The 12,587-nt window shown below is 40.8% G+C and carries 12 protein-coding genes; 5 read left to right on the top strand and 7 right to left on the bottom strand.

What is annotated here, in order from left to right:
- The first annotated feature begins 108 nt into the window (after positions 1 to 108).
- Positions 109 to 1,340, top strand: a protein-coding gene (locus NPUN_RS20075) for an ISAzo13-like element ISNpu10 family transposase (RefSeq protein ID WP_086000586.1) whose coding sequence is annotated in 2 segments (ribosomal slippage) — positions 109 to 688 and positions 688 to 1,340 — 1,233 coding nt in all. Because the reading frame shifts where the segments join, the coding sequence is not laid out codon by codon here.
- 108 nt (positions 1,341 to 1,448) lie between these two features.
- Positions 1,449 to 1,829, top strand: coding sequence for a calcium-binding protein (locus NPUN_RS20070; protein ID WP_012410323.1), 381 nt, complete (start codon positions 1,449 to 1,451; stop codon positions 1,827 to 1,829).
- Between the two features lie 3 nt (positions 1,830 to 1,832).
- Here the strand turns inward: NPUN_RS20070 and NPUN_RS20065 are convergent, their stop codons facing one another.
- The 3 genes from NPUN_RS20065 to folB all read right to left on the bottom strand — a co-directional run bounded on the left by NPUN_RS20065 (position 1,833) and on the right by folB (position 5,077).
- The gene (locus tag NPUN_RS20065; RefSeq protein WP_012410322.1) at positions 1,833 to 2,393 is read right to left on the bottom strand and encodes a sugar O-acetyltransferase; all 561 of its coding nucleotides are present in this window, start codon (positions 2,391 to 2,393) and stop codon (positions 1,833 to 1,835) included.
- 122 nt (positions 2,394 to 2,515) lie between these two features.
- Positions 2,516 to 3,799: a GGDEF domain-containing response regulator gene (locus NPUN_RS20060; protein WP_012410321.1), complete on the bottom strand. Its 1,284-nt coding sequence runs from the start codon at positions 3,797 to 3,799 to the stop codon at positions 2,516 to 2,518.
- 909 nt (positions 3,800 to 4,708) lie between these two features.
- Positions 4,709 to 5,077 carry a dihydroneopterin aldolase gene (gene folB / locus NPUN_RS20055; protein WP_012410320.1) on the bottom strand — a complete coding sequence of 123 codons (369 nt, stop codon included), beginning with the start codon at positions 5,075 to 5,077 and terminating at the stop codon, positions 4,709 to 4,711.
- Between the two features lie 160 nt (positions 5,078 to 5,237).
- On the opposite strand from folB, the gene menD reads away from it, so the two are divergent.
- Positions 5,238 to 7,112: a 2-succinyl-5-enolpyruvyl-6-hydroxy-3-cyclohexene-1-carboxylic-acid synthase gene (gene menD / locus NPUN_RS20050; protein ID WP_012410319.1), complete on the top strand. Its 1,875-nt coding sequence runs from the start codon at positions 5,238 to 5,240 to the stop codon at positions 7,110 to 7,112.
- Between the two features lie 310 nt (positions 7,113 to 7,422).
- Here the strand turns inward: menD and NPUN_RS44180 are convergent, their stop codons facing one another.
- Positions 7,423 to 7,557, bottom strand: a complete 135-nt coding sequence (locus NPUN_RS44180) for a hypothetical protein (protein WP_272913924.1) — start codon at positions 7,555 to 7,557, stop codon at positions 7,423 to 7,425.
- A 32-nt stretch (positions 7,558 to 7,589) separates the two neighbouring features.
- A complete protein-coding gene (locus NPUN_RS20045; protein ID WP_012410318.1) occupies positions 7,590 to 8,414 on the bottom strand; it encodes a DUF2887 domain-containing protein in 825 nt (274 codons plus the stop codon).
- A gap of 139 nt (positions 8,415 to 8,553) precedes the next feature.
- Between NPUN_RS20045 and menB the strand changes: the two genes are divergently transcribed.
- Positions 8,554 to 9,387 (top strand): 1,4-dihydroxy-2-naphthoyl-CoA synthase, encoded by an 834-nt coding sequence (gene menB, locus NPUN_RS20040; protein WP_012410317.1) that lies wholly within the window; start codon positions 8,554 to 8,556, stop codon positions 9,385 to 9,387.
- A 127-nt stretch (positions 9,388 to 9,514) separates the two neighbouring features.
- On the opposite strand, the gene NPUN_RS20035 is transcribed toward menB, so the two are convergent.
- Positions 9,515 to 9,832 carry a hypothetical protein gene (locus tag NPUN_RS20035; protein ID WP_012410316.1) on the bottom strand — a complete coding sequence of 106 codons (318 nt, stop codon included), beginning with the start codon at positions 9,830 to 9,832 and terminating at the stop codon, positions 9,515 to 9,517.
- Between the two features lie 469 nt (positions 9,833 to 10,301).
- Positions 10,302 to 10,841: a DciA family protein gene (locus tag NPUN_RS20030; protein ID WP_041565526.1), complete on the bottom strand. Its 540-nt coding sequence runs from the start codon at positions 10,839 to 10,841 to the stop codon at positions 10,302 to 10,304.
- A 153-nt stretch (positions 10,842 to 10,994) separates the two neighbouring features.
- Between NPUN_RS20030 and NPUN_RS20025 the strand changes: the two genes are divergently transcribed.
- Complete coding sequence (locus NPUN_RS20025) at positions 10,995 to 12,350, top strand: hypothetical protein (protein WP_012410314.1); 1,356 nt, start codon at positions 10,995 to 10,997, stop codon at positions 12,348 to 12,350.
- The last annotated feature ends 237 nt before the right edge of the window (positions 12,351 to 12,587 follow it).

Raw genomic sequence — 12,587 nt, 5'->3', positions numbered from 1 at the left:
GGGGATCTATTATGCGTAAGACCTATATACTTAGGCATCATGTAAAAATAACTTGAACAATTTGCTGAATGGTAAGATGATCAGAATGTAACCGAATTAAAGGCTTATATGTCTGATAAGCAGGTAGTAGAAAGCATTCAAGACAAGTACGATTCGTTATCGCCTTATTTGAATGAGAAAACACGGCGTATTTGGGCAGCAATTGAAGCCCGAAGCCTGGGCTGGGGAGGCGTGAGTCAGGTTGCGCTCGCAACTGGACTATCCCGGACTACAATCCATGCTGGGATACGGTTATTGTTAGACGCTTCGGGGGAAAAAACCTCGAATGATGATAGTAATCGAATTCGTTCGTCAGGTGCTGGACGTAAACTACTTGAAGAAAAAGACGCAATGCTGCTATCAGATTTAGAATCGCTGATTGAACCAGTGACACTGGGAGACCCAGAATCTCCTCTAAAATGGACTTCTAAAAGTGTTGTGAAACTGGCTGCGGCATTAAACATTGGGGGACATAGGACTAGTCCTAAAAGTGTTTATAACTTACTTGAATCGCTTGGCTACAGCTTACAATCAAATCGTAAAACCCGTGATGGCTCATCTCATCCAGATAGAGATGATCAGTTTTTACATATTTCCAACCAAGTCTTGCACTTTCAATCCCAGAACGAACCCGTAATTTCAGTTGATACAAAAAAAAAGAATTAATTGGAGATTTTAAAAATTCTGGAACCGAGTGGTGTGAAAAGGAACAGCCAATTGAGGTGAAAATGCATGATTTTGTTGACCCCAAGTTGGGCAAGGCAATTCCCTACGGAATTTATGACTTAACCTCAAATCAAGGATGGGTAAATGTTGGCATTGACCACGATACCGCAGAGTTTGCAGTCGAGTCTATTCGTCATTGGTGGTACTCAATGGGTAAACAAGTTTATCCCAGCAGTGAGCATATAATGATTACGGCTGATTGCGGTGGTAGCAATAGTTATCGCTCACGATTGTGGAAATTGAAGTTACAAGAATTAGCAACTGATACTGGTAAAACTATTCATGTGTGTCATTTTCCTCCAGGCACAAGTAAATGGAATAAGATTGAGCATCGCTTGTTTTGTCACATTACCCAAAACTGGCGAGGCAGACCATTAACTAGCTTGCAAGTTGTGATTAATCTAATTCGCAATACTACCACCACACAAGGATTAGAAGTTGAAGCTAGATTAGATCCAAATCTCTACAAAACGGGAATCAAGGTTACAGACCAAGAGCTTGATACTATCGCAATCGAACGAAATTCTTTTCATGGTGAGTGGAACTATATTATCAAACCCAAAGTAGTCAGTTAATTGTTCAATTTATTTTTACATAACTCCTTAACTATCTTTTAGAAAAATTATTCTTAGCCAAGACTTTGGTAATATTATCAAAATGTTATACACCTAAAGCGTTATCTTATGCCTAATGTTGAAGCCGACGAAAACCGAGAGCATCGCATTAAAACAGAGATCATTGTAGATGCTGAAGACAAAGAAGACCGAGCTATGGGTTGGTACTACTACCTCGAAGAGGCTCTAAATTTTCCCTTTATGGCTAAATGGACTAAGAAGGGACGCAAATCAGGCTCTAGCGAGGAGAAAGAAGTGGAGGTGCTGGGAATGGCCCCAGATGATGAGTGTTTAAAAGATATGCTTGTCGAAGTGGCTTACATTAATGGTAAGGATGAAGATGTATATTCTGCAAAGTTATCTGAAATAGCAGCCATTGATGCTGACAGCGAAACTCAAGAAGCGATCGCAGACTGGCTCTATTGGATTGCCAGAGGATACAAGTTTTAAACTCTAGGATAAATATCGAATGACGCGGCAGGGATTACCCGCAGCGACAACATTCTCAGGTATATCTTTGACAACCACACTGCCAGCACCAATGGTTGTGTTATCACCAATCGTGACACCTGGACAAATAATTGCACTGCCACCAATCCAGACATTATTACCAATGTTAATTGGGGCAGCTAATTCTCTACCAGAAAGGCGAATTTCTGGCTCTGTAGGATGATAAGCAGTATAAATTTGTACATAAGGAGCGCACAGGACATTTTCACCAATGTGAACTGGATTGCAGTCTAAAATTACACAGCCATAGTTCATATAAAATTTGTCGCCGACGAAAATATTACCACCATAATCACAGTGAAATGGTGGCACAATTGATACTTTGTCACCTATGTTTCCAAATAACTCTTGCAAAATTTGCTGCCGTTGATCTTGCTGTTCTTCAGTTGTAGAATTGTACCTTCGCAACAGACGACTAGCTCGTTTATTTTCGGCAGCCAATTCTGGATCTTCCGCCAGATATAATTCGCCTGCGAGCATTTTCTGTTTTTCGGTTTTTTCCATGACATTCAGAATAGTTGTGAAAAAAATCAAAGTATGTAAATAAAAATGAACTAGGCTAAAACTCTTATACTTATTGCCTATTGCCTTATCCCAACGACAACTATTTAAGCCCAGTTACTTAATTAACTAAATATGGCATAAGTGGCTTTTCCTTGCCGTTTAGCTCGGTACATCGCAATATCAGCATCCCGTAGCAGAGTTGCAGGCTCCTCATAATTACTAAAATTCCAAGCAATACCAATACTAGCTGTAGTAGATAATTCATATCCATTCAGATGCAGTGGCGATCGCAACGATTCTTGAATCCGTTTGGCAACATTGGTAGCGTCGGTAATGTCTTTAATATCCTCTAAAAGAACTGTAAACTCATCACCACCAAATCGCGCTACAGTATCACCACCACGTAAGCACGACTCTAAACGTCTAGCGATCGCTACTAAAAAATCATCTCCTATTCCATGCCCAAAGCGATCGTTAATCTCTTTGAAGCCATCTAAATCCAAAAATAAAACTGCAAAATAATAATCGCTTCTGCGTTTGCTGCGCTCAATTGTTTGTCTGAGCCTGTCTAGAAATAAAACACGATTTGGTAATGCTGTCAGCCCATCATAAAACGCATTACGGATCAGTTGCGCCTCTGTTTGCTTGCGTTTGGTGATATCTTGAAACACTAAAACTGCACCAGTAATATTACCATTGCGATCGTGGATGGGTGCAATTTTATCCCCAATCGCTATCTCTTTGTCATCTTTGGTAATTAGTATACAGTTTTCTGGTAAATCCAAAATTTCACCTGTTTTGATTACATCTGTGGCTAAATTTCCAATTTTTTCTCCTACATCTTTATCAACTAACTTAACTACTTCTACTAAATCTTTACCGAACGCTTCACTTTGCTTCCAGCCCGTGATTATTTCTGCTGTGGGATTCATCATTTGAATACAACCATTAGCATAAGTCACAATCACTGCACTGCTCATACTATTAATAATTGCTGCCAGCCTTTGTTTTTCTTCGTATAATATCTTTTTGCTCTGATGTTTGTATAGAGCCATTTCAATCGCAAAATGTAAATCACTTTCAATAAATGGTTTGACTATGTAATTAAAAGGCTCACTTAGTTGGTTTTCATATAATGTTTTATATTCCGAACACTCTGTTAAATATACTACAGGTACATGGAAGTGATTCTGGATGATGTCTGCTACGTTCACACCGTCAATTTCCCCAGCTAGGCAGATATCAATTAATACTAAATGTGGATGAGTTTCTGCTACCTTTTTTATTGCTTCTTCACCAGACTTAGTGGTTTCTGATACGGAATAACCTAATTTTTGTAAACTTTTTCTAATATTTGAGGCTATGATTTTTTCATCCTCAACAACTAGGATTTTGCGGGCGAACATGGTAAAACAACCTGTTTGCTAAGGTTCAGATTTTTGTTGTTAGTATCAATTTGATACAAAAGTTCTTATTTCATCATAAACAATCTTTAACTACTCTGTAGTATTGCTTGATATAAATACTTAACTAATGAGCAAATAGCATCATGTTATTAACCTCCAATGATTTCTGTGTTTGTCAAAGCTAATTGTAATTAATGTATGCAGTTAATATCATGTCATTAACATAAAATGTAAGTTACCATATAATTACCAGCAATCAAAAATTTATTTTCAATATGCAAGCAATTATTTTCTTAAATAAAATAAACATCCAAGTATAGTATCTATGCAAAAATTAATCAAGAATAAAAGTTAATAAAACCACGGTCTACCACTTTCAAATAAGTTGAAAAAATTAATATAGTATCTTGTATGTAATATGATAATATTGATTAGATTATAATACTACTAAAAATTAATTGTTATCTGGAATTAAAGAGTTTAATAAAACTTTGTCTACAAATAGCGTTTGTCTCAGCCGGGATGCAAATTATTGTCTCAAACTGTCTTATTACTAATTCTGTAAGGTTGTTTCAGAAAAAGGAGATTTTGCCCTTTGTTTCACCAAGCAATCTTGATTTCGTGCAGTTTCACAAAGAATTGTTATGAAATTTTGAATTGTGGATGAAAGAGTATCAATTAAAAGTATTTATAGGTTTTAGTTAATACTTAATCACAAATTCTTTTAACTGAAAATATGCATGTTAAATGCTCATCAGCAAATACATGATTTTTTAGTGTTGTTTGATAACAAGCAAGTCCTGGGGGCAATGGCAGCAAAGCTTCTCTGTGTGAGATACTTCCGTGCTACATATAAACCCCCTCTTTTTGCTAGTTTATAGATATTGACAAAAAAACACGTTTTGTGTTTCAGAGATTGGACTTACTTTTAGTAAGTTCAATGCTAATTTTGCCACCAAAATCTGGAATAGGTGCAGCAGGTTTGCTCAGAATGACTTGGACTTGTGTTACACGATCGCACTCTTGGAGAATAGAATCTGCGATCGTTGCTACCAATTTCTCCACCAAAGCGAATTTAGACGTTTTGATCAGATGTTGTATCAAGCTAATGACGCTGCGATAATCTAAAGTGTCTTCGATCGCGTCAGTCTTGGCCGCTGTGGAGATATCCAACCATAACCTCACATCCACCTCAAACCATTGTCCTAGCACCTGTTCTTCTGGTAGATACCCAGTGTAGCCATAGCCGCGAATTCCCGTTAAATGAATGCAGTCCATAAAAGTTTGAGAGCAAATTGGGCATTTTGTAGAAAGTGGAGCAAGAAAGTATCGAGGATCGGCTTCCCTCCCTTGGACTTCTTTTCACCAAACTTTCCCAGATGGATTTTAAATTAAATTTCCCTAAACAAAATCTAAAATTTCAGATTGTTTTATAGCTATGTTTGATTTAATGCCGATCGCCTTTAGGAATGTTAATCAACTTTGGGCTTACATTTTAACAGAGGCCCTAAAGCGGTTGGGATTGACTTGTGCCATCATTTGTCCCGGATCGCGCTCTACACCCTTAACGATCGCCTTTGCTCAACAAGCACCTGAGATTGAAGCGATTTCCATTCTCGATGAACGTTCAGCCGCCTTTTTCGCTTTGGGACAAGCTCAAGCAACCGGTCGCCCTGTGGTACTAGTTTGTACCTCTGGTACAGCAGGAGCAAATTTTTATTCAGCAGTCATTGAAGCTTCATATAGTCGCGTACCATTGTTGGTATTAACCACCGATAGACCGCCAGAATTGCGAGATTGTCACTCAGGTCAAACCGTAGACCAGTTGAGATTATATGGAACCTACCCAAATTGGCAAACAGAGTTAGCCTTACCCTCTGCTGATATGGGAATGCTAGCTTATCTGCGACAAACAGTAATTCATAGCTGGGAAAGGGCGCAAACTCCTACAAAGGGGCCAGTACATTTAAATATTCCCTTTCGCGATCCCCTAGCACCTGTTCCTGATGGAACCGACTTGAGTTATTTACAGTCCCAGTTCCACCCAGAAGACTTCTTCGCAGGAATAGCAAGTATTACCCAATTCCCCATACTTCGACTGCGCTCAGTACAAGTTCCCCATACTTCTCTACGAGAGGCTGCGCCAACGACTGCGCTCAGTACAAGTTCCCCATACTTCTCTACGAGAGGCTGCGCCAACGACTGCGCTCAATACAAGTTCCCCATTCCCCAAGAGTGGAAAGAATGCGATCGCGGCATTATTATTGCAGGTGTTGCCCAACCGTCACAACCAGAAGAGTATTGTAGAGCGATCGCCCACCTTTCCCAAACTCTCAAATGGCCTGTGCTAGCTGAGGGACTCTCCCCAGTGAGAAATTATGCCGAACTCAACCCTTATTTAATTTCTACTTATGACCTGATTTTGCGAAATCAGCAACTAGCAAAGCAGTTAGCGCCCGAAATGGTGATTCAGGTGGGTGAAATGCCTACGAGTAAAGAACTGCGTAGCTGGATAGATGCAACCCAACCCCGACGCTGGGTAATTGACAAGAGCGATCAAAACCTTGACCCTTTGCACGGGAGGACGACGCATTTACGGATATCTGTAGAAGATATAAAAGTAGAGGAGATAAATTTATCTTTCTCTTCAGACTATTTGCAGCAATGGTGTGATGCGGAAGCTAAGGTTAGGTTAGCTGTTGATGAGACGATGGGGAAAATAGATGAAATAATTGAGAGTAAAGCAGCTTGGTTAATTTCTCAGATTTTACCGCCAGGAACGCCTCTGTTTATTGCCAATAGTATGCCTGTGCGGGATGTGGAATATTTCTGGAAGCCTAATAATTTAGGAGTGCGATCGCACTTTAACCGAGGTGCAAATGGCATCGATGGCACATTATCCACAGCTTTAGGAATTGCCCATCGCCAACAAAGTAGTGTGATGTTAACGGGGGATTTAGCTCTGTTGCATGACACAAATGGTTTTTTAATCCGCAATAAGTTTGTCGGACATTTGACGATTGTATTAATCAACAACAATGGCGGTGGCATTTTTGAAATGTTACCTATTGCCAAGTTTGACCCACCATTTGAAGAATTTTTTGGCACTCCCCAGGATATTGATTTTGCTCAGTTGTGCGCTACTTATAATGTGCAGCATGAATTGATTACTTCTTGGCAGCATTTGCAGCAAAGATTAAACCCGCTTCCAAATCATGGGATTAGGGTTTTGGAGGTGCGGACAAATCGCAAACATGATGCTCAGTGGCGAAAAGATAATTTAGGACAGTTTGCGGTGGATATTAAAATTTAACTATTACTTGATAAATGTTGGCTTTTATTTAATTTTTTGGAAATTGATTAATTATTATATTGTAGTTTTCAGAAAATCCATAGAATATTATCTTTGATGAGGTGAAATCATGGAATTAACAACAAACATTATATTCTTTATATTTTTAGACTGCAAATTAGCATAAAACAAAAACGGTTTGTGACCGTTGATTGAGTTTATAATCACCCTTCCAAGTCAGCGATCGCAATCTCAATCGCTTCCAACTGTTTCAGCGAGAATACTTATACTTCGGCTAAAAGTACCTCAGCAATTTTACCAAATAGTCGTTTTAACAGTCGCAGGAGGAGCGATCGCACTCCATCTTCCACCGCTTCTGATATACCCGCGTGTCTGCAAATGCTTCTTCACTTCGGGAAACATTTGTAGCCATCATTATTTGACGGAGTGCGTAGGCGTAGCCCACCGCAGGTATCGCCCTTTTCCCCTACGTGAAACTTACCCGCTTTGTTGACTTTGTAACCACCCTTCCAAATCAGCAAGAGAAGAGAAATCCAACAAAGCGTCACCTAAAGCTTCTAACTGTTCTAGCGACAACACCTGAATCTGGCGCTGAAGCGACTCAGGAAACTCACCCACCCGTCGGTTTAATAGTCTTAAGATGAGCGATCGCGCTTCTTCTTCCTTCGCTTCCCGAATCGCCCGTGGCTCTTCCAGATTTAGTCCTAACATTGCTGCAATCTCCTCTCGACTTAGGTTAGCAAATTTGTAGACGATAATCGTCGTCACTAAATCAATTATCGCTTGCTCCGATTGTTGCCGTGCTTGCTCCAGCAAAAACCGCGCCCCTTCCACTGCTTCCGTTTCAGAAGTAACATTTGTCAACAACATCAAACCTAATCCCAAAGGTTGTTGTCGCAAATCCCCCAACTCATCCAGATAAACCCGCCTGACTTGACCACTTTCCAACAAAGCGCGGTGAATTGTTGAGTTAGAAGGTTCAAGACTGCGAGAAGCAAAAATTATTACACCAAACCAGTCATCGTAACGAATCGAGTTGCGGTAGAGAAACAAAAACAATTCACTAAAGAAGCGGTGATATAAGTCTTCGTCCTTCTGAAACTGGACTTCTGCAAAAAAGACGGTTTTGGAAACTGCATCAGCTGGAGGTAAAAATACTCCATCAATCCGAAACGCTGTTTCTTTCACCTCAACTGATTCAAACTGGTAGTTTTCCGCTTCTGAAGGTGGTTCATCTACTAATTCAAACAGCAATCCCGGAAATTGCTTAAATAATTTATAGAAGATGGTGTCACGTCGCATTTTTATTCCTCAACACCCAGACAATTACCAGATTGTAAAGGCTTGAGACAACAATTTAGCCTAGGCGTAGCCCGCCGCAGGTATCGCATGTCCCTACGTCCGCGATAAAATTCTTGAAGCAACAGCGCACTTCATACCAATGCAAATTAACTGGCAAACTGCCAAAACCTACGAAGATATTCTGTATCAAAAAACTGATGGCATTGCAAAAATCACCATCAACCGTCCCCATAAACGCAATGCTTTCCGTCCTGAAACAGTCTTTGAACTGTATGACGCTTTCTGTAATGCTCGTGAAGATACTACTATTGGTGTCGTCCTATTTACTGGCTATGGCCCACATACTGATGGCAAATATGCCTTCTGTTCCGGTGGCGATCAAAGCGTGCGCGGACATGCGGGTTATGTGGATGATACTGGTATCCCTCGCTTGAATGTGCTGGACTTACAACGCCTGATTCGTTCTATGCCGAAAGTGGTGATTGCTTTAGTCGCTGGATATGCGATCGGTGGTGGACACGTCTTACACTTAATTTGCGACCTGACCATCGCTGCCGATAACGCCATTTTCGGACAGACTGGCCCCAAAGTCGGCAGTTTTGACGGTGGTTTTGGAGCCAGCTATCTCGCCCGCATTGTGGGACAAAAAAAAGCACGAGAAATTTGGTTTCTCTGCCGCCAATATGATGCACAACAAGCGCTAGAAATGGGCTTAATTAATTTCGTCGTCCCAGTCGAACAACTAGAAGCGGAAGGTATTCAATGGGCGCAGGAGATTTTAGAAAAAAGCCCGATCGCAATTCGATGTCTCAAATCCGCCTTCAATGCTGATTGTGACGGACAGGCTGGTTTACAAGAACTCGCGGGCAATGCCACCTTACTCTATTACATGACAGAAGAAGGGTCTGAAGGCAAACAAGCTTTTCTCGAAAAGCGTCCACCAGATTTTCGCTCTTTTCCTTGGCTACCTTAAAATTGCAAAAATCGCACCCTTTATTGAGGTGCGATTTTTGCAAATGTCAACTTTTATGGCACTAAATATCTTAAAAGCAAATCTTATCTTAAGCAAACTGCAAAATTGGTTCAGTAATAATGGATAACTAAATAAACACTGCTTTAGTCTTGGCCTCTTCAGAATATATAGAGGCAGTTATTTCTTCTACAGGAGCAGGAGCAGCACGATCTAAATCTGAAGCCGGGGAATGAGAACAAGCTAAAACTGGCCTTGCATCTGGCAAAGTCCAAGCATCTTCCAAGGTTTCCCAAGAAGGTGCAAAAGGTGGGAGCGCCAAGGAGCAAGCCTTCCAAGTTGCTTGGACTGGCGCTCCCAACTGCTGGCACGTTCCACCACGGCGACCTTCTGGCTGGTAATGACGGCAATATTTACAGGCAGATGCTAAAAATTTAATAGGTTTCATTCGGATTCATCTTTAGTGCCGTTTTCGGCTGAATTTCATCTTTATATTTTGCTTCTATATATAAAGACGGATAAAAGCCAAAAAACCATTATTTTCTATAGCTTTCAGCGATCCCGACGAAAAAATAAACTTTAGGATATTTTTATAATCTTGTTATATTTTTAAATAATCTGGAGAGTGATTACCTATTGATTTTGGCTAAAACTTATTAGGGATCAAGAGTAAAGCCAAAGCTTTTGATTTATTTAGCCTTTTAACTTCCTCCTTAAGGATGGCTTAAGGCATATAATTTAAGATAAATAGTCTGGATTGTATACCACGTTTGGTATATTCTAGCTGTAAAACATCTTTTTTCTCAAGGATTTAGAACGAACTTCTCTAGATGGCGCAAATTACTTTCAGATAAATTCTGCCCAAGCAATAATCGCTGAAATATTTTGCGTTCAATTTAGAGCAAGACTGACTCGCTTTAAAACTGTTTAGCAGCACAGACAGAACAGACTGCCCAGCGCTGGAGTTCGCCCGGTGGGGTGGGAGATTCACATTGAGGACAAAGGGGTAAGCCATGCGATCGCGATCGCATAATCTTCGTCCAATGCCCAAAAGCAGCATTTACATCCTTGGTGGGTGTAACATCAGGGCGACTAATCTCATCACCAAGGTAACTGGGATGCTCGTGGGGCAAAACCGTTTGTTGCTGTTTTGTCTCCACAGATGGATTCTGCCAGCTAGCAGTAGAGAAGCGAATATCAACCAAAGGCGTTGGCAGTGTTTTATTCAACTTTAAAAGCAGAGACGTGCGACCAAAAGTCAGGTTTTGCGCCCAAGCAGCACTAGAAGTTGCTACCGACAAAACATCGCGTTGAATCGACAATGGTCGAGTATTTGCGGCAACCACTGGCCCAACAACACTTGCCCAACACTTGAGCAAGCGTTGAAATGGTTGCTCCTGCCATTTAGACTGCTTTTCCAGAACACCTAAAATATCATTAATCGATTTCAACGACATCATTCAAAGTGCTAAGTGAGGAGTTAGGAGTGGGGTAGACAAGGAGAATAAGCATTCCCAATTCCCAATCTATCTATTTAAATAATTTTCGCTAATATTGTCAGAAATATATCTATAGTTATTCCAGAAATCTACGTTTGAGGCACACAGGCAATGACTCAAAACTCCCTAAACGATTCCGGTACTCAATCGTCTAAAACGCTTGGGTTGAAACCAGCACTAACAGCAGCACTAGCAAGTTTAGAAGTACCGCTAGATCAAGAATTAGCTCGATACCGACGCACGCGAAATGGTTTAGTGTCATCAAACCAACGCCGTGTTGCAAGTTATATTAGCAGTCAAACCCAGTCTTTGAGTGCCATTCCTACAACATTGGGAACAACTCAGTCATCAGTAACGGAAATTAAAACTAACGTGCCGCCTGCTGTACCTGTGAATCATCAGGGAACCCCAGCGCCAGTTACAGAAATTGACGTACCACCAGCATCTTCTGTAGCTGTGAATTCTGAGATGAACCGAGCGCCAGTTACGGCAAATATCGAAGAACTAAATAATCTCAATGTGCCCTCTACCCAAGATTCTGCTAAAACACAAACTCAACTTCCACCGCCACCGCCGAATTTTAGTAGCAGCATCGTGCCAGCAATTGTTAAAGATACTAAGAGCGAAAATCTTTTGCAGACAGATAACACCCCTAAGCACCCAGATGACTACTTAGAATCTAGTGAAGCACTACTGCGAAGTCTGACAGAAGAACAACCAGAAACCCAAAAACCAAGCAATTCTAGTGACAGTCTGCTATCACCTTTAGGTATCGGCTCAATGTTGCTGCTATTGTTAGCAAGTCTTACCTTGGGTTATGTAGTATTCAATCCTAAAGGTTTGCCTCAATGGAATTTAGCCAATTTGTTTAACGGAAACTCGTCTCCCGCACCAGGAAATACTGAAGAAGTTGGGAGTAATGTCCAGCCTCAGATCCAGCCACCAAGCACATCATCTATGTATCCCAATCTAGCTGCCCAAGAGTTTCCTGATGTGAGAGATCCTAACGATCTAGTTGGCTTACAACCTAAAGTCCAACCAACCGTCGCAGTAGTGCCTAATCCAGGCGTTCGCCAAAACCCTGTAAATCCTCAAGCGCCATTGTCTAACCCCAATACAGCCCTAAAACCGACAAATCCGATCGCTTTAGCGCCAGTACCAACTGTACAACCCTTACCTCCCCTAAATTTACCTCCCATTTCAACGGCAAAAACCTCACCCCAGCCAATAGCAGCCTCACCAAAGCCTAATGCAGAAATCAAACCAGGAACAGATGGGTTCTACCATGTCGTGATAGATAATAAAGGTGCAGCTTTTGCTTCAGCACGGCAAGTAATTCCTGATGCTTATTTATCACCCAACAAAGAATTGATTTATCTTGGTGCTTTTAAGACTAAAGAGCAAGTACAAAAACAAATGCAATTATTACAGGCAAAGGGAATTAAGGCACGAGTTCAGCAACCATAAGTTGCAAAAATCTACGATACCATGAGATAACAGTCCTGACTTATGAGTGCTGTTAGCGGATAGCTAAGGTTTAGCCCGTGCTGAGTAGTAGATACAAAATCTGACTTGTTTATGACACTACGACAAAAATTTTATACCCAGTACTTTGACTGAGTATTCAGCACTCCATAACTACCCTCCTACAAAATTTTTATACTCATTACTCAGCACTCATTACTCAGCATTGAGTTTCGTGAA

This window comes from Nostoc punctiforme PCC 73102, assembly GCF_000020025.1.
Classification (GTDB): Bacteria; Cyanobacteriota; Cyanobacteriia; order Cyanobacteriales; family Nostocaceae; genus Nostoc; species Nostoc punctiforme.
The sequence above is the reverse complement of the archived record's forward strand: the minus strand, read 5'-3'. Positions and strand labels throughout refer to the sequence as shown.